This window comes from Cytobacillus dafuensis (assembly GCF_007995155.1).
In the GTDB taxonomy this organism is placed as follows: domain Bacteria; phylum Bacillota; class Bacilli; order Bacillales; family Cytobacillaceae; genus Cytobacillus; species Cytobacillus dafuensis.
Window position 1 is genome coordinate 3,207,400 of record NZ_CP042593.1, and the last position, 18,473, is coordinate 3,225,872.

Genomic DNA, 18,473 nt, shown 5'->3' on the forward strand with positions numbered 1-18,473 from the left:
TTATTTTTCGTTTTGTTCTCTGTCACGATATCCGCTCCTTTCCAAAATAAGATCTACTGCTTTCCTTGTAATTGGCGAACCATTTTCATAATGATCTTTCTTAGCCATTTTTCCAATATCTCCAATTCCAACTATGATCGGAACATTGAGCTCATCTAAACAATAAACAGTATCTCCATAAACCCTTCCCATCTCCAGTTCAGGCAAACCATATTTATCTACCCCGTACGGAGTTAATTCACCATCACGATCGATAGAAATATTTACCTTTGTCCATTCTGCCTGCCTTGTTTTTGCTGCGACAGCAATAATTCCTAAAACCTCAATATCTTTATGATTTGCAACATATTTTAAAGCCTTTTCTCCTGCACCTTCTCCAACAAATCCACTATCATCAAACATAACAAAAACAGGATCATGAGGAGCTTTTTTAATTAGTTTAACAAGCACTGGACCATCTAAAACTGACGGATTCCCATGCGATAATGTGATGCACCTGCCTCCTACCTCTTTTGCTACAAATTCCACGGATCTTCTTGCATAATCATCGCCATCGGTTATTAAAATAACTCTCCTCCTATCATCCATGTTTTACTATCCCTTTCCTATAAGGTTGATTTGTTATTTATTAACAAAATACATCCATTGATATAGAGAGCCAAAAATTTTCCCAAATACAATTGCCATTAATAAAATTACAATCTGTCCATCAATCCCTATCCTTTTCGCTAGTATCGGTAGTACATTTAGTACTTCAGTTAATGCTGCAGCAAGCATTCCAACAAACACCCCTGCCGCTAAGCCAATAGGAATTAATAAAGAAGGTGTGAATACGAAGATTGGATTCCATAAAGTACACATCCCACCAAGGACCGCACCCATAATAACTGCCCATTCATAAAAACGGATCATTTTCATTGTTTTGGTCAATTGCATGAGCCTGGGGATAATGCCTAACACGGATAAAAATGCAACGAAACCCGATCCGACAGCCAGTCCACCAGCTAGGCCGATAAATGTGACTAAGACAATATTAATGGTCGTCAAAATTCTTCATACTTTCTTTGTTTTCATTAAAAGCAATATAGTTATCAAGATCCATTTGATAATTAAAAATTTCTACTTCTAACGGGCTCGGTTCCTCATTAATACGCTTTTTAAATAGATGATTAAAAAAAAGGATCATTCCCAATCCTAAACCAATAGAGTATGGTATTTGGAAAATTAATGGTTTTGAATCAACCTCACCTGTCATAATTGTATAAATTCGCTGTTGAACTTCCCGCATGCTTACATCTTCATGAAAATTCATAATCGTAAGCGCCGCACCAAAAAATAATAATAGCCAAACTAAAATAAATAGGGGCAACGATACCTTCCGTTTTTTGAATACGACCTCGACAATAACCTGTGCAGGACCAATCGTTTGAATATCAACATCTGGAATAATACTATTTATTGATTTGATCACCTTCATTACATCGATAACAATCATATTTTGATCCTTTTCACTTACCTCATAAATCTTTAAATTTCTAATTTGCTCATAAATATTTTCACCGGCAATTATTTGCGCAATATCCTTTAGTAAAATGGATTCGTACGGACGAACTTGCAAACGATGTCGCAACCGAATATATACCGTTTGTTCCATTTCGTTCACTTCCCACACATTGATTTACTTGTATAAGTAGTATGAGTTACATATATTTACTTCATGATGACCAATAATTGGATAATCAGAAAAGCGGAAGCAAAAAAAGACCGTACGGATTTATATATCCATACGGTCTTTCATTTGCTGAAGAATCTTTTTTTCCAACCTTGAAACTTGAACTTGGGAAATACCTAGTCTTAAGGCTACCTCAGATTGTGTTTGATCTTTGTAATATCGCAAATAAACAATTAATCTTTCTCTCTCATCCAATTCATTAATTGCTTCCTTTAATGCAATTTTATCAAACCATTTCCCCTCATTGCCATCATCGATTTGATCAAGAAGTGTAATGGGATCTCCATCATTTTCATACACGGTTTCATGTATCGACGAAGGTGTGCGACCTGCTTCTTGGGCAAGAATGATATCCTCTGGAGAAATGTCTAGAAATTCCGAAAGCTCAGTGACAGTAGGAATTCTTCCGAGTGATTTGGATAATTCATCTTTTGCCTTTCGAATTTTATTTCCCATTTCCTTTAGTGAACGACTAACCTTTACCGTGCCATCATCACGAATAAAGCGCTGAATTTCCCCAATAATCATCGGGACAGCATATGTTGAAAACTTTACATCATAACTAAGATCAAACTTATCAACGGACTTTAATAATCCAATACAACCGATCTGGAAGAGATCATCTGGTTCATATCCCCTGTTTAAAAAGCGCTGGACTACAGACCATACGAGGCGCATGTTTTTTTGTACGATTGTATCCCGGGCACTTTGATCACCTTCCTGGCTCTTTTTAATTAATTCTTTGACTTCATGATCCTTCAAAAACGCCTGGTTTTTCTCCGTTTTTACCTCCACATCCATAGCAAGACTCCTTAATTACATAGCATTTTACTTTTTGATAAATGCTTTCTTAATCGGATCTCTGTGCCTTTCCCCGGTTGCGATTGTATTTCGATTTCATCCATGAAATTTTCCATAATCGTAAAACCCATTCCAGATCTCTCTAGTTCAGGCTTTGTTGTAAATAGCGGCTGACGAGCTTCTTCAACATCTAGAATACCTAAGCCTTCATCTCTAATAGACATATCAATAAAGCCGTCATCCATTTTGACAGAAATATAAACCATACCATTAGGATTCTGTTCATAGCCGTGAATAATTGCGTTTGTTACGGCTTCAGATACAACTGTTTTAATTTCAGTTAATTCATCCATTGTTGGATCAAGCTGAGTTATAAAAGCGGCAACTGTTACTCGAGCAAATGATTCATTTTGACTCAACGCACTGAATTGGATATGCATTTCGTTTTTCATCATTACGCAACCCCCAGTTTTTGCAAAGCAAATTCTTCAGTCGGCTCTAAACGAATGATTTTAAATAAACCCGACATTTCAAATAATCTTTGAACGGCTGGAGAAATTGCACAGACGACCATTTCACCGTGGATCTGTTTTATTTGTTTATATCTGCCAAGAATGACGCCTAGTCCAGAGCTGTCCATAAAGGTTAGCTTCTCAAGATTTAATACAATATGATGGATTTCATAATCTTCAATTGCTTTCGTAGCTTTTTCACGAAGCTCATCTGCAGAATGATGATCTAATTCTCCACTAAGACGAATACATAAAACATCTTTTTTCACTTCTAAATGAATGGTAAGACTCACTACTATAGCCTCCTTATCTAGTATCAACAGTTAAAGCCATATTTCATTTCAAATTTACTTTAACTGTTTTTTAGGATCGGCTCTACCGATATCACTTAAAATAATTGTTTGCATAAGGACAAAGCTTATAAAAGTCCTTTGCTATTAAATTAAGCAATACACTTTTGGCCTTTTATAGTGAGTCAAATTCGATATTCAATAACGCATTTCCTTCTGTTATTACAAAACTAGTGCTAATTCGCTAAAAGTAGAATACATGTCAGTTGATTCGACAAAAATGAATGTAAATTATTCACCTGTTTTTGTGAACATTCCAAAAGCGCGCTTATACAATGTCCACCAGCTTGCTTCCTTGCTCGATTCTTTTGCAACAAGTGGACTTTTTACTATTGTTTTTCCATCTTGGATCAGTTTCAAGGTGCCAATCTTGTCACCTTTTTTCACTGGCGCCTTTACATTTTTGTCTAAAACAATAGATTGCTTAATATTTTCAACACTTTCTCCTTTTTTTGTTAATAAGGAAATTGGTTCACTTGTTAGAGCTTCGATTTTTTTCTTTTCACCTTTGCTAACCGCTACTTTTCCCAGGGTTACATTTCTTTTAAACATTGGGTGTGTTTTATATTGACTAAATGCATAGTCTAGCATTTTTGATACTTGTGCATTCCGTTCCTTAGAGGTAGGTGCTCCAAAAACAACAGCAATCACTCGCATTCCTTCTTTTTCAGCTGTTGCTGTTAAACAGTATTTTGCCTCGTTTGTAAATCCAGTTTTTAAACCATCAACCCCTGGGTAAAAGCGGACAAGACGATTTGTATTGACTAACCAAAACTTTTTATCCGTTCCTTCACGAAGATATGACTCGTATGTACTTGTAAATTTTGTTATATCTTCATATTTAAGAAGTTCTTTTGCCATCTTCGCCATATCATTCGCAGAGCTAAAGTCATCCTTGCCTGGTAGTCCAGTAGCAGATTTAAATTCTGTATTTATTAATCCAAGTTGTTTTGCTTTTTTGTTCATCATTTTTACAAATTCCTCTTCCGAACCTGCTAACCTTTCTGCCATAGCAACTGATGCATCATTACCTGAAGCAATGGCGATTCCTTGTAGCATCTGCTTTGTTGTCATTTCTTCTCCGGGCTCAAGAAATATTTGAGATCCGCCCATTGATGCCGCATACTCACTAGTACGAATTTTTTCGTCCATTGAAAGCTTGCCTTGATCAATTGCTTCCATTATTAGGAGCATCGTCATGACCTTTGTCATGCTAGCAGGCGGAAGTTTTTCATTACTATTTTTTTCATAAAGTACAGTTCCTGTGTCACGCTCAATTAATATGGCAGATCTTACATTTTGAGCCAAATCTACTTCATTTTCTCTTGCTAAACTAGCAGGAGCTGACATTGAAGATATTAAAAAGGAGATAACTATAAAAGAGACAATACGTTTCATCACATAACCCTCCATTCTTTATAGCCTCCATCTTTTCCAATTAGAAATAATTTATACCATTCAATCCTTAATAAAATGCATATTTGTGAACTTGAACAATCGAAATAAAAATGGATAATATCAGAAAAAATAAAAACGCCAGGGAAAATTTCCACTGGCGTTTTTTCATATTTTCATCTTATCTATTTTATTCAGTAATTTCCTCATGTATTAGAACTGGTGCAGCTACTTTTTCGTTTGATATTGTAATATTCTCATAAAGCTTTGTTTTTACTTCTTCAACATCTTCAAAATTACTATAAATTGTAACAAGTGACTCACCTTTTTTCACTTGATCCCCGATTTTTTTACGAAGAACAAGGCCAACAGCTAGGTCAATAACAGATTCTTTGGTTGCCCGGCCAGCACCGAGAAGCATCGCAGCTGTTCCTATTTCATCAGCAACCAATTCTGATACATAACCATCCTCTTTTGCCTCAAGCTCAACTATATATTTTGCTTGTGGCAGCCTTGAAGGATCATCAACAATAGATGCATCCCCACCTTGAGAGCTTAAGAAAGTTTTAAAAGCTTTTAAAGCGGTTCCGTCATTTATTACTCCTTGAAGCTTTTCACGGGCTTCTTTTAGGGTATTTGCTTTTTTAGCAAGATAAACCATATGACTTCCCAATGTTAAACATAATTCGGTTAAATCCTCTGGGCCTTCCCCTTTTAATGTATCAATCGCTTCTTTTACTTCTAGTGCATTTCCAATCGCATATCCAAGTGGCTGGCTCATATCAGATATAACAGCCATTGTGTTTCTTCCTACATTATTGCCGATTCGAACCATCGCTTTGGCAAGTTCTCTAGAGTCATCTAGCGTCTTCATGAATGCACCTGCACCTGTTTTGACATCAAGAACAATTGCATCGGCTCCAGCTGCTATCTTTTTACTCATTATGGAAGCTGCAATAAGAGGAATACTATCAACAGTTGCCGTTACATCACGAAGTGCATAAAGCTTTTTATCAGCAGGTGTAAGATTACCACTTTGCCCGATAACCGCAACTTTATTTTTATTTACAAGATCAATAAACTCTTGATTTTCTATTTCTACATGGAAGCCTTTAACTGATTCAAGCTTATCGATTGTCCCGCCCGTATGCCCTAGCCCTCGACCGGACATTTTGGCTACAGGTACATCTAATGCTGCAACTAATGGGCCTAATACAAGAGTTGTTGTATCACCAACACCACCAGTTGAATGCTTATCTACTTTAATTCCTTCAATTTTGGATAAATCAATCTGATCACCCGATTGAACCATTGCTAGGGTTAAATCAGCTCTTTCTTTTTCTGTCATCCCTTGGAAAAAGATAGCCATCATTAATGCGCTCGCTTGATAGTCTGGAATAGAGCCATCTGTATAGCCATTAATAAAAAATTGGATTTCTTCCGTTGATAATTCTCTTCCGTCTCTTTTATTTTCAATGATATCGACCATTCTCATTATCGATCACCTCTCCGCTCTAGTTTTTTATCTTGAACCGAGTTCTGCTACTATAGCTTTTACATATTGAAGAAAACTTGCTTTCACTTTTTCTGTTGTTTCTATAACTTCCTCGTGATTGAGAGGCTGATCTAATATCCCGGCTGCCATATTGGATATACAGGATATCCCTAATACACTCATTCCAGTATGTCTAGCTACAATTACTTCTGGAACAGTAGACATACCTACAGCATCTCCACCTAAATTACGTATCATGCGTACTTCTGCAGGTGTTTCATATGTTGGCCCTGTGTTTCCAACATAAACACCTTCTTGCACCTTCATGTTTAAATTAGATGCGATTTCTTTTGCCATCTTTCTTAAATCAGCCGAATAAGCCTCAGACATATCAGGGAAACGAACCCCCATTCGGGAGTCATTAGGACCAATCAATGGATTGCTGCCCATATTATTAATGTGATCTGTAATTAGCATTAAATCGCCAGGAGAAAAACTTTCATTCACTCCACCAGCTGCATTCGTCACGATTAATTGTTGAATTCCTAGCTCTTTCATTACACGAACCGGGAAGGTTACTTTATCAAAGCTATACCCTTCGTAATAATGAAAACGCCCTTGCATGGCAACAACCTGTACCCCATTTAGCAATCCGAAAACAAGCTGACCCGCATGTCCTTCTACTGTTGAAACAGGGAAATCTGGGATTTCATTATATGGGATTTTAACTGCTTCTTCTATTTCATCTCCAAGCACACCTAAGCCTGAACCAAGAATTAAGCCAATAATCGGCTGTTCTTGATACCTTTTCTTTAAAAAATTAGCTGCATTTTGAATTTTTTCATAATCCATTCTAAATATCCCCTTTATTTCAATTCAGTTAAGAAGCTCTCACCGTAAGCAGGCATTTTCACTTTAAAGTTTTCTGCCACACTTGCTCCAATATCAGCGAAGGTTTTCCTAATTGAGAGTTCTTTGCCTTCTGGCATATTTTTCGCATAAACAAGAAGAGGGACAAATTCTCTCGTATGATCTGTTCCATGATGTACCGGATCATTCCCATGATCAGCAGTAATAATTAACAAATCATCTTCTTTCATTTTTGCCAATACTTCAGGAAGTCTAGCATCATATTCTTCAAGTGCCTTGCCGTATCCTATAGGATCTCTTCTATGTCCGTATAGAGCATCAAAGTCAACCAAGTTAAGGAAGCTAAGCCCTGTAAATTCCATATCAAGGGATTGCAGTAATTTATCCATTCCATCCATATTAGAGACAGTGCGTAGTGATTTGGTCACACCTTCACCATCAAAAATATCAGAGATTTTTCCAATTGCAATGACATCAAGGCCTGAATCCTTTAACTCAGACATCACTGTACGATCAAATGGCTTTAATGCATAATCATGACGATTTGATGTTCTTTGAAAATTGCCTGGTTCTCCTATAAATGGTCTTGCAATAACCCGGCCGACCATATATTTTTCATCTAAAGTCAACTCACGTGCTATTTTACAAATTCGATATTGCTCTTCTATTGGAATAATATCCTCATGTGCTGCAATTTGAAGAACGGAATCTGCTGAAGTGTAAACTATTAGAGCACCTGTTTTCATATGCTCTTCACCAAGCTCAACAATAATTTCCGTTCCACTCGCAGGCTTATTCCCAATCACTTTTCTTCCAGTGCGTGTTTCTAGCTCTGAAATTAGTTCATCTGGAAAGCCTTCAGGAAATACTTGAAATGGGGTCTTAATATTTAGGCCCATGATTTCCCAATGACCTGTCATCGTATCCTTGCCATTAGAAGCTTCCTGCATTTTTGTGTAGAAGGCAAGCGGTTTTTCAGCTTTTTCGACACCTTTAATTTCACGGATATTGCTTAGTCCAAGACTCGCCATATTCGGCATATTAAGTCCATTCATTCTCTCTGCAATATGTCCAAATGTATCTGCACCTAAATCACCAAACTTTTTTGCATCAGGTGCTTCACCAATTCCTACTGAATCCATGACGATGACAAAAATCCTTTTATATGCAAATGATGTCATGATATTCCCTCCCAAATTTATGAATACGGTTACAGTAAATTACGTAAGTACACAGGTAGCAACGTAAAGATAGAGCTGCCAGCTGCTTATAAAGATTTAATTATAAGTTACCCAGTTACAACAGTGAATAATCTAATAAACTACTAAAAACGTCAGAAGTCTGACATCTTTATTTTACATAAGATTATGTAAAATTGAAAGAAAAAGCTGCCCATTTTTCATGGCAGCATTATGGTTAGAAAAGCGGTAGTGCCTTGATCACCCCCGACAAGCACAAGACAAGTCTCACGGAAAAGTGTTCTTTACTTTTCTGGGAGTATTGGCCTGTGACCTCGATGGAGTAGGCGCTCTTCCTAAAAGCTGCCGCATTTAGTCGTGCGATGATTACGCTGCCGCAGCCTTCCTTGTGGAGCTAGACAATTCTCTAACTCGAAAAAATTTATTTTTCTAATGAGACTTTTTAAGCGCGAGGGTGAAACTGAGTATACACATCTTTTAATCTTGTCTTTGTTACATGTGTATAAATTTGTGTTGTAGAAATATCAGCATGTCCTAGCATTTCTTGAACTGCTCGTAAGTCAGCTCCGTTTTCTAGCAAATGAGTTGCAAAAGAATGCCTTAATGTATGAGGAGTCAATTCCTTTTCTATTCCTGCTTCCCTTGTCAGCCGTTTTAGTATTTTCCAAAAGCCTTGTCTTGTTAGTCTATTACCATGATGGTTTAGAAAAAATGCTTCCTCCTGATGTTTTTTTGAAAGAAACTGGCTTCTGCCTTCTTTTAAGTAATAATCAAGTGCTTGTGCAGCTGCTTTTCCTATTGGGATAATGCGCTCTTTATTTCCTTTTCCAACACATCTGACAAATCCCATCGTTAAATGGACATCTCCCATATTCAATCCAATTAACTCGCTAACCCGAATTCCGGTTGCATATAAAAGCTCAAGCATTGCTTTATCACGAATACCGTAGTGATCCGTATTTTTAGGAGAATCTAATAAGGTCTCCACTTCTTGCATATTTAAGACCTTAGGAAGCGAACGCTCTAGCTGAGGCGATTCAATATGAACGGATGGGTCATGATCAACTGATTTCTCACGGAGAAGAAATTGGTGGAATGCCCTTATTGAGGCAACATGCCTTGCTAATGTTTTTGAAGATTTCCCCTGATCTTTTAAGAATCCCAGAAAATGAATAATCTGCGCACGCTGAACACTATTAAGCGATAACAGATTTTCGATGTTTATTAAGTATTTTGTGTAGCTTTTTAAATCTCGTTCATATGACATGATTGTATTTTTAGCGAGACCTTTTTCTACGATTAAATAATGTATGAAATCTTTAAGCTCGTCCTCCATTGTTTCCTCTACTCCCCATTTAAATAGAAAAGAATTAACCGATCTAGCCAGTTAAAGGGCTCGCTGCTATTTGCACTGGCTGAAACCTTCACAGCCGCTCCCTTTGGCTCATCGTATCGATGATAATCTTGATATTCCTCATTTAACCACATAATACCATAATAAAAAAGGATTGTGCATCCAGTAAAAAGCACGAATACCTTTATCGTTTGAAATGCAATCATTAACCAAGCTCGCATCTTTTACTATCCCCCACAAAATCATAATAGTAAAAGGTATGCCATCTTGGACAAGAAATATACCTAAATCCACCTGAAAAACAATTTCAGAAAACCCTTACCTAAATTTATCGCAGATTAACGGGCAGTAAGACCCCCACTTCAAGGTTGCGAGAGAATCAAAGAAACTTAAGTGGGGGATCAACTGCCCGTAAAGGCCCGATTGGTTCAACTAACCATCAGTGGGGGATGAGCAGACTTAGAACGCGACGTCCTGTCGCAACGTCTGCACTAGCACATCCTGTGCGTCGAAAAAACCCCACTGATGGAAGTTTCACTTTATTCGCTTTGTTATAAAACAAGAATTAATAGTGCAAGAGGTAAAAATAAATATTCCAATATAATTAGAAAAGCCTGTAGTCCATGCGTTAAAAAAATGATCCAGAAGACGGATCATTTTTTTGTCCGCACACCCAACAGGCAGCTTCAACATTAATCTATAACTAAATTAATGAATTATAAAAGGTTCCAACTTATGATTAGTTACTTTGTTCAATTTCTTCTTCTTTGTTTTTATCATGACAGCGATAGCAAATACCATGGAATGTTAGACGATGGTCTTTAATCTTGAAGTTCCATCTTCGTTCAACGACTTCTTCAACATCCTCTAATAAATCTTCCTGGATCTCATCCACTGCTCCGCATTCAATACAAACTAAATGATGATGAAAATGTGCAGCCCCTTCCTGTCTGAGATCATAGCGGGAAACACCATCACCAAAATTAATTTTATCTACAATTTTTAATTCTGTCAGTAATTCAAGCGTTCTATATACAGTTGCTAAGCCTATCTCAGGCGATTTTTCTTTAACTAGGAGGTAGACATCTTCCGCACTTAAATGATCCTCTTCATGTTCTAACAAAACGCGAACGGTCGCTTCACGCTGAGGCGTCAATTTATAGCTGGATGAATGCAACTGCTTCTTTATTCTATCAATTCTGCTTTCCATTCCGAAGTCCTCCTCGCCCACTAACACATTCTCATTATAACAGATATTGGGATAGTTTCAAAATAAAATTATTACAATCAAATGATTATAATTAATATTATATAATATATATTATAAAAAATATAGTTGTGGATCTTCTATTTTCCATTCCTGCTTAAAAATAGAAAAGACGAATAAACCTTTATCGGTTTATCCGCCTTTTCTCATTGATCTTCTATGACTGAAAAGAATGAATAACTGATTTCATTAAGAGTGGTGAGATAAAAGCCTCAATGACTGCTGCTCCACATAAGAAAATTATGGCAAATACTAACGCGATCATATATCTTCCTAACAAAGGCATGATCGGTGGACCTACTTTTTTCATAAACTGTCTGCTGATCATTTTTAATGAGAAGGAAACCGAAAGTGTTGCCGATATAATATAAATCGGAATGATGATTATATTTTGTGGTAGAACCGATACAAACGAGAGCCAAAAACCATCCCATCCCATTTGATTGACTAAAAAGCCTACAGTAAAACCAATTACCATTCCTTTCATGAATAATAGAATCAAAATGACTGGAAGACCAATGATAGATATTCCCAATAACCACATTAGACCAATAAATTTCAAATTATGAAATAGGCTTTGTTTAAATAAGTCCTGAGATGCCGCTACTTCTTCACTTGATACTTGGCCAAAGAATTGAGACAGGTAGTAAAATAAGTCCTCTTTCTGTGTAAAGCTTAAGCTATTGACAACAAAGGCACCAAATATTACACCCATTAGAAATAATACAACCACAAACAAATATATTGAGGAATGCTCGCGAAAATGATTTGCGACGACGTTCTGGTACATTTTTTTTCTCATTTGCTATCCTCCTGATACAAATTCAGTTATTAAATTGTATGCCTGTCCTTTTAACGTATGACATTTTTTTAGGAAAATTAAAGATTGGAAATATATTGTTGAATATTTTAAATTTTGCATTATAATATTCAAAATTAGTCTTTTATTATTAAGGAGGAGGATTTTCGTTGAATCCAATTTTAGTAGATTTTCCAGAAAGGATTGAAACCGAACGACTATATTTACGAATCTGTTTACCTGGAGATGGAATCATCACTCATGATGCCATTGAAGCATCTGTGGATGATTTAAAACCTTGGCTTCCTTTTGCTAACAAGGAGCAAACTTTAGAGGATAGAGAGGCTAATATTCGCGAGTCTTATTCAAAGTTTTTACTGCGCGAGGACTTCCGCATTCATATTTTTAGAAAAGAAGATGATGTTTTTGTTGGCTCGACTGGGCTTCATCGAATTAATTGGAATGTACGAAAATTTGAAATTGGATATTGGTGTGATTCACGGCATAAGAAAAACGGATATATGACAGAAGCAGTGGATGCTTTAGTGAAATTCGCTTTAAACCATTTTGATGCCAATCGGATCGAAATCCGATGTGATCCAAGAAATACAAACAGCAGAAAAATTCCAGAAAAATTAGGATTCACGCTTGAAGGAATTTTAATCAATGATGATTTAAGCGCTGATGGAAAAGAACTCCGGGATACTTGTATATTTGCGATAGTAAGGAAGTAGATAGAAAAGCGTAAGCGCCTTGGTCACCCCCGACAAGCACAAGACGAGCCTCTCGGAAAGGTGTTCTTTACCTTTCTGGGAGGATTGGCTTGTGACCTCGAGGGGGTAGGCGCTGAAGCTAGACAGATAGAAAAGCGTAAGCGCCTTCGGAACAATAAAAGCCAGCTCCTGTTTTGGGGCCGGCAGTTCTTGAAAATATAGAATTGTATTTAAGATTTGTTTCTAGCTCTACCAAATATTTTAATTGTAGAAAATTTTGTATCCGACACGCAACATTTGTTAATATATTTAAATTATTCAACTGTAATTTTCCCGTATTTCCCACCGCCCCCTGCTGTGAGATTTAGTTTCCCCTCTCTCGCTTTTACGATGAGTTCAGCCGTTTTTGCTGGGACGATTTCACTTAATTTTTCTAGTGGCACTTCATGCAAAATCGCCATTTCCGTACCAAAATAATTGAGAAGCTTTTCAAGCATTTTAGGTCCTAGGCCTGGAATGAATTCAAGCGGAACCTGATGGACATATGGCGGCCGATCTGCTGGAGAATTACTCGCTGTCTTTAACTCGGATATTCTATCTGCGACACCTTTTACAAATTTAGTGCATCCACAATGACTGCATTCTTGTTTCTCGGGATGAAATGGAGCAAAACACTGTGAGCACACTGTTTGATGATATTTCCCAAGCTTCGGATCAAGTCCGTAATTCCCTTTGATTCTTCGTCCATCTATTCCTTTTAATGCCTTTTGCAGTTCATTAAACGTTGGTTCAGCCATTTGCAGAACATGATATTCCCTTGCAATTTTCTTTAATGAATGGGCATCTGAATTTGTAATAAATGAATAGTCATGCAGCTCTTTAATTTGATCAGCCATGGCAGTGTCTGCACTTAAACCAAGTTCGATACCGTCGATCATATCTTTATCAAATACCTCTGTCAACGATTGCTGGACGCCTTTTCCAAATAAGCTTTTAAAAGGAGTAAATACATGAGCAGGAATAAATAATCCGCCAAGTTCCTTCACTTTCTTTTGCAGTTCACGTCCTGAGGCATAAATTCGTTGCGAGCTGAGTGTAATATTTTTCAAATGGTTGGAAAGCCAGATTGAAAATTCCCTCATTATTGCTAGGCTCGGAAAATAGCAAAGAACATGAATTGGACCATTGCAGTTTTCATCATAGATTTCTAGCTCTGATCCTGGAATGATTGTTAAGTCCCCGAACTGTAATCCTCCTTCCGGGTGCTCGGTCACATCCTCAGTCTCCATTAGCTGAGCAATTTCCAAAATGACCTCTGGCGAATGACAGTCGATAATTCCAATCATATTCAAGCCTTTTTCATTTCTTGCGTGCTCGATAATATTTGTAAATGTAAGGGATTTAGCTCCCGTTATTTTCACAGGTTTGCCTGTCATTGTGCGGCCGATATGAATATGTAAGTCAGAATAATAATCCTTCATTATTTTCTCAGCGCCTTTTGCAATTGCAAATATTGTACCGCATATGCCGTTTTTGCATCGTAAATTTTCTTTTCTTTTAAAAATTGTTCCGCCTCTTCAAGTGTCAGCTCAATTAAATTGACAAATTCGTCTTCATCAAGTGAAGCTGCATTTTCTTTTTGTACAAGCCCTTTCGCAATATATAAGTGTACAATTTCATCAGCAAATCCCGGAGATGTATAGAAGGAGATAAGCCAGTCCATTTCCTTGCAATCATAACCTGTTTCTTCTTCCAACTCTCTTTTGGCACATTCAAGCGGATCTTCTCCTGGCTCCAGTTTTCCCGCCGGAATTTCAACAATTGTTTTTTCAAGCGCTTTTCGATATTGCTCAACCATGACAATTTTTTCGTCATCTGTTAATGCAAGCACAGCAACCGCTCCAGGATGCTTAATAATTTCACGCTTGGATGTATTTCCATTCGGCAATTCTACATCCTCTAATTGAAGACTAATCACTTTACCCGTGAATATTTTTTCTATGTTGATCGTTTTTTCTTCTAGACGACTCATAACCTATGCCACTCCTGTTCTATTACGACTATGTGTACTCATACATATTATCATACATTATTTGGGGGAGTATGGGATGAAAGTATATGTTCACGATAAGGGTGTTACGTTAATAGGAAAAGCTTGGGAGATACAAGCGAAATTGAAGGAATACAGGAAGGATTACCGTTTACTTAAAGATTGGGTTGATTTGAAAAATACCCCTCATCAAATTAAGCGGATATATTGTGAAAGTAGCGTATATTTATTAAGTGACCGATATAAGAATGAAAAGTAGCTGATATATATATAGTGACCGATATACGCTGTTCATACACGTTTTGAACACGTGAAGATTCAATTTATCGCAGATTAACGGGCAGTAAGACCCCCACTTCAAGGATTCTCGTATGCAAAGAAGAGTAAGTGGGGGATCAACTGCCCGTAAAGGCCCGACGACGGACACGATGTCCTAGTCAGGCGAAAGCCACAGGACGTGGCGTTTTGAGCGTGATTGGTTCAACTAACCATCAGTGGGGGATGAAGAAAAACCCCCACTGATGGTTAGTTTCACTTTATTTGTTATCTGATCCATTCTTTCGTTAAAATAAGAACAAAAGGATGAAATTGAGGTTGTTTTATGAAAAAAAGACAGTTAGGCAAATCAGATTTATTTGTAAGTGAGCTTGGGCTTGGATGCATGTCGCTTGGCACAGATGCAAAAAATGCTACAGCCATTATTGAAGCTGCGTTAGAAGAAGGAATTAATTACTTTGATACTGCCGATTTATATGACTTCGGAGAAAATGAGCAGCTTGTCGGGCAGGCCTTAAAGGGTGTTAGAGATCAAGTTATAATTGCAACAAAGGCTGGAAACCGCTGGAACGAACAGAAGAATGGCTGGAGCTGGGATCCCTCTAAAAAATATATAAAAGAAGCAGTGAAGGGTAGCTTAAAAAGGCTTGGAACCGACTATATCGATTTATATCAGCTTCATGGCGGAACGATTGAGGATCCAATTGAGGATACAATTGAAGCATTTGAAGAGCTAAAGGCTGAGGGATTGATTCGTTATTATGGAATCTCTTCTATCCGTCCAAATGTTATTCGTGAGTATATAAAAAAATCGAACATTGTGTCTGTTATGATGCAATATAGCCTATTAGACCGCCGACCAGAGGAAGAAATACTGCCGCTTCTTCACGAAAAAGGGATCGGTGCCGTTACTAGAGGTCCGCTAGCTAAAGGGATTTTAAGCGGCAAAACGCTTGAGAAATCAGCTAAAAGTGGCTACCAAGATTATAACTTTGAAGAATTGCAAGATACTATATCAAAACTTAGGGAAAAACTCACAGATTTACACTCCTTAACAGAAATTGCACTTCAATATAATTTAGCTGATCCAGCTGTTTCTTCCGTGATTGCAGGTGCCAGCAGTGTAGAACAATTAAAAGAAAACGCAAAGGCAGTTCGTGCCACTCCGCTAACAAAAGATGAGAAAGCTATCATTCAAGTAATTTCTAAATCAAATCAGTACGATCAGCACCGATAATGAATATAGAAGTCGCAAAAAAATTAGGGGCTGTAACTAAGTCAATATCGACTTAGTTACAGCCCCTTTTGTCCTATTTATACTCTTTCCAATTCAAATTGCTTTCACCAAGAAGTTCTTCAAAGCTTTTGTTCTTTTCACGCAATCTTCTTTCCTCTTTCTTGCGCTGTTCTTCCTCTTCCCTTTTTTTATCTTCTTCAGCTTTTAATTCCTGCTTCGTATCTTTTAGCTTTTTCATTAATTCTTGATTTAGCATATCGCCAAGTGTTATTGGTTTATCCTCTTTTTTAGGCTGGGAAAGCTGCTTTTTCTTTTTCATTGAAATCCCCTCATAAAATAATGTTGTGAAATATTATATCACTTCTCATTCATAAACTCGAGAAATTCAATGCGGTTTCCAAACGGATCATCAACAAAAAAGCGGTTTCTGCCTTCGATTGGCGGCTCTTCCTTTATCAGAACTCCTTTTTCTGTCAAGCTGTTGCGCAAAACCGCCAAATTTTCTACCACGAATCCAGGATGTGCTTTTTTGGCAGGAAGAAAGTCTTCTTGAACTCCGATATGTATTTCCTGATTTCCGCATTTAAACCAACAGCCCCCGCGTTTTAAGAGATTTTCCGGCTTTGGAATTTCCTCAAGACCGAGTATGTTACCGAAAAAACCTCTTGCCTGCTCCTCACAGCCTTTTGGTGCGGCTAATTGGATATGATCGATTCCTTTAAAAACAAAACTCATCATATAGTCCCCCTTATTAGAAAAACTTGGCGAATGCCTTAGTTTTTCTTATGCGATCTTATTAGCAGATATTTAATTGATAATACACTTTACTTTAGGACGTTAACAAACTTAAACTTTCCTATTAGCTTAGAAAAGCGAAAGCGCCTTCCTTGGATCTAGACAGTCTCTAACTCGAAAAAATTTATATTTATTCATTTAAATAGCAAAAAGCACAGTATTGATTACTGTACTTTTCGAGTGAATTAATAGGCTTCTGTTAATACATTCTCGTCCACCAGCAGTTCAGCTTCTGTTGATTGTACTACCTCATCTACGGTATAGCCTTTTGCAACCTCAACTAGCTTAAGGCCGGAATCGGTTACATCAATAACAGCTCGTTCTGTGATGATTCGATTAACAACTGATTTTCCTGTTAATGGAAGTGTGCATTTTTTTAGAATTTTTGAGTCACCGTTTTTGTTCGTATGGTCCATAATGACAATGATTTTCCCTGCACCGTGAACAAGATCCATCGCGCCGCCCATTCCTTTAATCATCTTGCCTGGAATCATCCAGTTAGCTAGATCACCATTTTCAGAGACTTCCATTCCTCCAAGAATGGCAATATTCACATGCGCGCCACGAATCATCGCAAAGGATTCAGCGCTATCAAAATAGGCAGAACCAGGAATAGTTGTAACAGTTTCCTTTCCTGCATTGATTAAATCAGGATCCACTTCTTCTTTTGAAGGATATGGCCCGATGCCAAGCAAGCCATTCTCTGATTGCAGCACTACTTGCTTATCTTCTGAAATATAATTAGCTACAAGTGTTGGCATACCAATCCCAAGATTAACATAGAAGCCACTTTCAATTTCCTTTTCAGCACGTCTTGCAATTTTTTCGCGAACAGCTGCTTTATCGTTACTCATGGCAACGTCTCCTTCCTAAAATTACTTTGTTAATGTTAGCCTTTCAATGCGTTTTTCCTGATTTCCCTGAATTAATGATTGAACATAAATGCTTGGCGTATGAATAAAGTTTGGATCAAGCTCTCCGATTTCATAAAGGGTTTCGACTTCAGCAATTGTTACTTTTCCAGCTGCTGCGATCATTGGGTTAAAGTTTCTAGCCGTTTTATGATAGACGAGATTCCCCATCTTATCGCCTTTCCAAGCCCTCACTAAACTGAAATCAGCTATTAACGCCTCTTCAAGCAAATATTCTTTTCCATTAAAGTATTTTGTTTCTTTTCCTTCTGCAATGGGGGTTCCTACTCCTGCAGGTGTGTAAAAAGCTGGAATACCAGCACCCCCAGCGCGGATTTTTTCTGCAAGCGTTCCTTGTGGGAGGAGTTCGACTTCAATTTCTCCTGAGAGAACCTGTCTTTCAAACTCTTTATTTTCTCCAACATAGGAGCCTACCATTTTCTTAATCTGTTTATTATTTAAAAGCAAGCCAAGGCCCCAATCATCTACACCACAGTTATTTGAAATGACGGTTAAATCTTTGACGCCTTTTTCCACTAAAGCTAAAATAAGATTTTCTGGTATGCCACAGAGTCCGAATCCGCCTACCATTAAAACAGCGCCATCATGAATATCTTTCACTGCTTCATTAAAGGAAGTACAAATCGTTTTCATGTCCATTCTCCCCTCTCAATTGAGAACGTTTTATTTACTTTATATACTTGCTTCCTATATTGA

General features: G+C 37.5%; 22 protein-coding genes and 1 pseudogene. 3 read left to right on the forward strand and 20 right to left on the reverse strand.

The window, feature by feature from the left end; genetic code table 11:
* From FSZ17_RS15285 to spoIIM, 14 genes are all read right to left on the reverse strand, one after another.
* Nucleotides 1-588 (reverse strand): stage V sporulation protein SpoVABEA, encoded by a 588-nt coding sequence (locus FSZ17_RS15285; RefSeq protein ID WP_057771420.1) that lies wholly within the window; start codon nucleotides 586-588, stop codon nucleotides 1-3.
* A gap of 33 nt (nucleotides 589-621) precedes the next feature.
* Nucleotides 622-1,047, reverse strand: coding sequence for a stage V sporulation protein AB (locus FSZ17_RS15290; RefSeq protein WP_057771421.1), 426 nt, complete (start codon nucleotides 1,045-1,047; stop codon nucleotides 622-624).
* On the reverse strand, nucleotides 1,034-1,654 hold the full coding sequence (locus FSZ17_RS15295) for a stage V sporulation protein AA (RefSeq protein WP_057771422.1): 621 nt from the start codon (nucleotides 1,652-1,654) through the stop codon (nucleotides 1,034-1,036). The genes FSZ17_RS15290 and FSZ17_RS15295 overlap by 14 nt, the downstream gene beginning before the upstream one ends.
* Before the next feature lie 120 nt (nucleotides 1,655-1,774).
* The gene (sigF, locus tag FSZ17_RS15300; protein WP_057771423.1) at nucleotides 1,775-2,533 is read right to left on the reverse strand and encodes an RNA polymerase sporulation sigma factor SigF; all 759 of its coding nucleotides are present in this window, start codon (nucleotides 2,531-2,533) and stop codon (nucleotides 1,775-1,777) included.
* An 11-nt stretch (nucleotides 2,534-2,544) separates the two neighbouring features.
* A complete protein-coding gene (gene spoIIAB, locus FSZ17_RS15305) occupies nucleotides 2,545-2,985 on the reverse strand; it encodes an anti-sigma F factor (RefSeq protein ID WP_057771536.1) in 441 nt (146 codons plus the stop codon).
* Nucleotides 2,986-2,987: 2 nt separating this feature from the next.
* Nucleotides 2,988-3,338: an anti-sigma F factor antagonist gene (spoIIAA, locus tag FSZ17_RS15310; protein ID WP_057771424.1), complete on the reverse strand. Its 351-nt coding sequence runs from the start codon at nucleotides 3,336-3,338 to the stop codon at nucleotides 2,988-2,990.
* Nucleotides 3,339-3,626: 288 nt separating this feature from the next.
* Nucleotides 3,627-4,793 (reverse strand): D-alanyl-D-alanine carboxypeptidase family protein, encoded by a 1,167-nt coding sequence (locus FSZ17_RS15315; protein WP_185150633.1) that lies wholly within the window; start codon nucleotides 4,791-4,793, stop codon nucleotides 3,627-3,629.
* A gap of 187 nt (nucleotides 4,794-4,980) precedes the next feature.
* Nucleotides 4,981-6,285: a pyrimidine-nucleoside phosphorylase gene (locus tag FSZ17_RS15320; RefSeq protein WP_057771426.1), complete on the reverse strand. Its 1,305-nt coding sequence runs from the start codon at nucleotides 6,283-6,285 to the stop codon at nucleotides 4,981-4,983.
* Nucleotides 6,286-6,312: 27 nt separating this feature from the next.
* Nucleotides 6,313-7,137: a purine-nucleoside phosphorylase gene (locus FSZ17_RS15325; RefSeq protein WP_057771427.1), complete on the reverse strand. Its 825-nt coding sequence runs from the start codon at nucleotides 7,135-7,137 to the stop codon at nucleotides 6,313-6,315.
* A 14-nt stretch (nucleotides 7,138-7,151) separates the two neighbouring features.
* On the reverse strand, nucleotides 7,152-8,336 hold the full coding sequence (gene deoB / locus FSZ17_RS15330; RefSeq protein WP_057771428.1) for a phosphopentomutase: 1,185 nt from the start codon (nucleotides 8,334-8,336) through the stop codon (nucleotides 7,152-7,154).
* A 460-nt stretch (nucleotides 8,337-8,796) separates the two neighbouring features.
* On the reverse strand, nucleotides 8,797-9,690 hold the full coding sequence (gene xerD, locus FSZ17_RS15335; RefSeq protein WP_057771429.1) for a site-specific tyrosine recombinase XerD: 894 nt from the start codon (nucleotides 9,688-9,690) through the stop codon (nucleotides 8,797-8,799).
* 8 nt (nucleotides 9,691-9,698) lie between these two features.
* On the reverse strand, nucleotides 9,699-9,929 hold the full coding sequence (locus FSZ17_RS15340) for a YqzK family protein (RefSeq protein WP_057771430.1): 231 nt from the start codon (nucleotides 9,927-9,929) through the stop codon (nucleotides 9,699-9,701).
* A 518-nt stretch (nucleotides 9,930-10,447) separates the two neighbouring features.
* Nucleotides 10,448-10,918 (reverse strand): ferric iron uptake transcriptional regulator, encoded by a 471-nt coding sequence (gene fur / locus FSZ17_RS15350; protein WP_057771431.1) that lies wholly within the window; start codon nucleotides 10,916-10,918, stop codon nucleotides 10,448-10,450.
* Nucleotides 10,919-11,132: 214 nt separating this feature from the next.
* On the reverse strand, nucleotides 11,133-11,777 hold the full coding sequence (spoIIM, locus tag FSZ17_RS15355; RefSeq protein ID WP_057771432.1) for a stage II sporulation protein M: 645 nt from the start codon (nucleotides 11,775-11,777) through the stop codon (nucleotides 11,133-11,135).
* 167 nt (nucleotides 11,778-11,944) lie between these two features.
* On the opposite strand from spoIIM, the gene FSZ17_RS15360 reads away from it, so the two are divergent.
* Nucleotides 11,945-12,508, forward strand: coding sequence for a GNAT family N-acetyltransferase (locus tag FSZ17_RS15360; protein WP_057771433.1), 564 nt, complete (start codon nucleotides 11,945-11,947; stop codon nucleotides 12,506-12,508).
* A 293-nt stretch (nucleotides 12,509-12,801) separates the two neighbouring features.
* Here FSZ17_RS15360 and FSZ17_RS15365 read toward each other — a convergent pair whose 3' ends face one another.
* The gene (locus tag FSZ17_RS15365) at nucleotides 12,802-13,968 is read right to left on the reverse strand and encodes a TIGR00375 family protein (protein WP_057771435.1); all 1,167 of its coding nucleotides are present in this window, start codon (nucleotides 13,966-13,968) and stop codon (nucleotides 12,802-12,804) included.
* Complete coding sequence (locus FSZ17_RS15370) at nucleotides 13,968-14,519, reverse strand: NUDIX hydrolase (protein WP_057771436.1); 552 nt, start codon at nucleotides 14,517-14,519, stop codon at nucleotides 13,968-13,970. Before FSZ17_RS15370 ends, FSZ17_RS15365 begins: the two co-directional genes overlap by 1 nt.
* Nucleotides 14,520-14,595: 76 nt before the next feature.
* Here FSZ17_RS15370 and mciZ point away from each other — a divergent pair.
* Nucleotides 14,596-14,706 (forward strand): annotated as a pseudogene (gene mciZ, locus FSZ17_RS23780) (Z-ring formation inhibitor MciZ); the annotation flags it as partial.
* 432 nt (nucleotides 14,707-15,138) lie between these two features.
* Nucleotides 15,139-16,050 carry an aldo/keto reductase gene (locus FSZ17_RS15380; RefSeq protein ID WP_057771438.1) on the forward strand — a complete coding sequence of 304 codons (912 nt, stop codon included), beginning with the start codon at nucleotides 15,139-15,141 and terminating at the stop codon, nucleotides 16,048-16,050.
* A gap of 73 nt (nucleotides 16,051-16,123) precedes the next feature.
* Here the strand turns inward: FSZ17_RS15380 and FSZ17_RS15385 are convergent, their stop codons facing one another.
* The 4 genes from FSZ17_RS15385 to FSZ17_RS15400 all read right to left on the reverse strand — a co-directional run bounded on the left by FSZ17_RS15385 (nucleotide 16,124) and on the right by FSZ17_RS15400 (nucleotide 18,410).
* Nucleotides 16,124-16,369, reverse strand: coding sequence for a YqkE family protein (locus FSZ17_RS15385; protein WP_057771439.1), 246 nt, complete (start codon nucleotides 16,367-16,369; stop codon nucleotides 16,124-16,126).
* Between the two features lie 38 nt (nucleotides 16,370-16,407).
* A complete protein-coding gene (locus FSZ17_RS15390) occupies nucleotides 16,408-16,785 on the reverse strand; it encodes a VOC family protein (RefSeq protein WP_057771440.1) in 378 nt (125 codons plus the stop codon).
* Nucleotides 16,786-17,030: 245 nt separating this feature from the next.
* Complete coding sequence (locus FSZ17_RS15395; protein WP_057771441.1) at nucleotides 17,031-17,699, reverse strand: CoA transferase subunit B; 669 nt, start codon at nucleotides 17,697-17,699, stop codon at nucleotides 17,031-17,033.
* Between the two features lie 21 nt (nucleotides 17,700-17,720).
* Entirely contained in the window at nucleotides 17,721-18,410 is a 690-nt protein-coding gene (locus FSZ17_RS15400; RefSeq protein WP_057771442.1) for a CoA transferase subunit A, read from the reverse strand.
* Nucleotides 18,411-18,473: the final 63 nt, after the last annotated feature.

Coding starts and splice junctions, on each gene's coding strand:
- fur (WP_057771431.1), bottom strand. CDS start 10,918: ATGGAAAGCAGAATTGATAGAATAAAGAAGCAGTTGCATTCATCCAGC.
- FSZ17_RS15390 (WP_057771440.1), bottom strand. CDS start 16,785: ATGAGTTTTGTTTTTAAAGGAATCGATCATATCCAATTAGCCGCACCA.
- FSZ17_RS15380 (WP_057771438.1), top strand. CDS start 15,139: ATGAAAAAAAGACAGTTAGGCAAATCAGATTTATTTGTAAGTGAGCTT.
- FSZ17_RS15370 (WP_057771436.1), bottom strand. CDS start 14,519: ATGAGTCGTCTAGAAGAAAAAACGATCAACATAGAAAAAATATTCACG.
- spoIIM (WP_057771432.1), bottom strand. CDS start 11,777: ATGAGAAAAAAAATGTACCAGAACGTCGTCGCAAATCATTTTCGCGAG.
- xerD (WP_057771429.1), bottom strand. CDS start 9,690: ATGGAGGACGAGCTTAAAGATTTCATACATTATTTAATCGTAGAAAAA.
- FSZ17_RS15365 (WP_057771435.1), bottom strand. CDS start 13,968: ATGAAGGATTATTATTCTGACTTACATATTCATATCGGCCGCACAATG.
- FSZ17_RS15395 (WP_057771441.1), bottom strand. CDS start 17,699: ATGAGTAACGATAAAGCAGCTGTTCGCGAAAAAATTGCAAGACGTGCT.
- FSZ17_RS15385 (WP_057771439.1), bottom strand. CDS start 16,369: ATGAAAAAGAAAAAGCAGCTTTCCCAGCCTAAAAAAGAGGATAAACCA.
- FSZ17_RS15320 (WP_057771426.1), bottom strand. CDS start 6,285: ATGAGAATGGTCGATATCATTGAAAATAAAAGAGACGGAAGAGAATTA.
- deoB (WP_057771428.1), bottom strand. CDS start 8,336: ATGACATCATTTGCATATAAAAGGATTTTTGTCATCGTCATGGATTCA.
- FSZ17_RS15285 (WP_057771420.1), bottom strand. CDS start 588: ATGGATGATAGGAGGAGAGTTATTTTAATAACCGATGGCGATGATTAT.
- FSZ17_RS15295 (WP_057771422.1), bottom strand. CDS start 1,654: ATGGAACAAACGGTATATATTCGGTTGCGACATCGTTTGCAAGTTCGT.
- FSZ17_RS15325 (WP_057771427.1), bottom strand. CDS start 7,137: ATGGATTATGAAAAAATTCAAAATGCAGCTAATTTTTTAAAGAAAAGG.
- spoIIAB (WP_057771536.1), bottom strand. CDS start 2,985: ATGAAAAACGAAATGCATATCCAATTCAGTGCGTTGAGTCAAAATGAA.
- sigF (WP_057771423.1), bottom strand. CDS start 2,533: ATGGATGTGGAGGTAAAAACGGAGAAAAACCAGGCGTTTTTGAAGGAT.
- FSZ17_RS15400 (WP_057771442.1), bottom strand. CDS start 18,410: ATGAAAACGATTTGTACTTCCTTTAATGAAGCAGTGAAAGATATTCAT.
- FSZ17_RS15340 (WP_057771430.1), bottom strand. CDS start 9,929: ATGCGAGCTTGGTTAATGATTGCATTTCAAACGATAAAGGTATTCGTG.
- FSZ17_RS15315 (WP_185150633.1), bottom strand. CDS start 4,793: ATGAAACGTATTGTCTCTTTTATAGTTATCTCCTTTTTAATATCTTCA.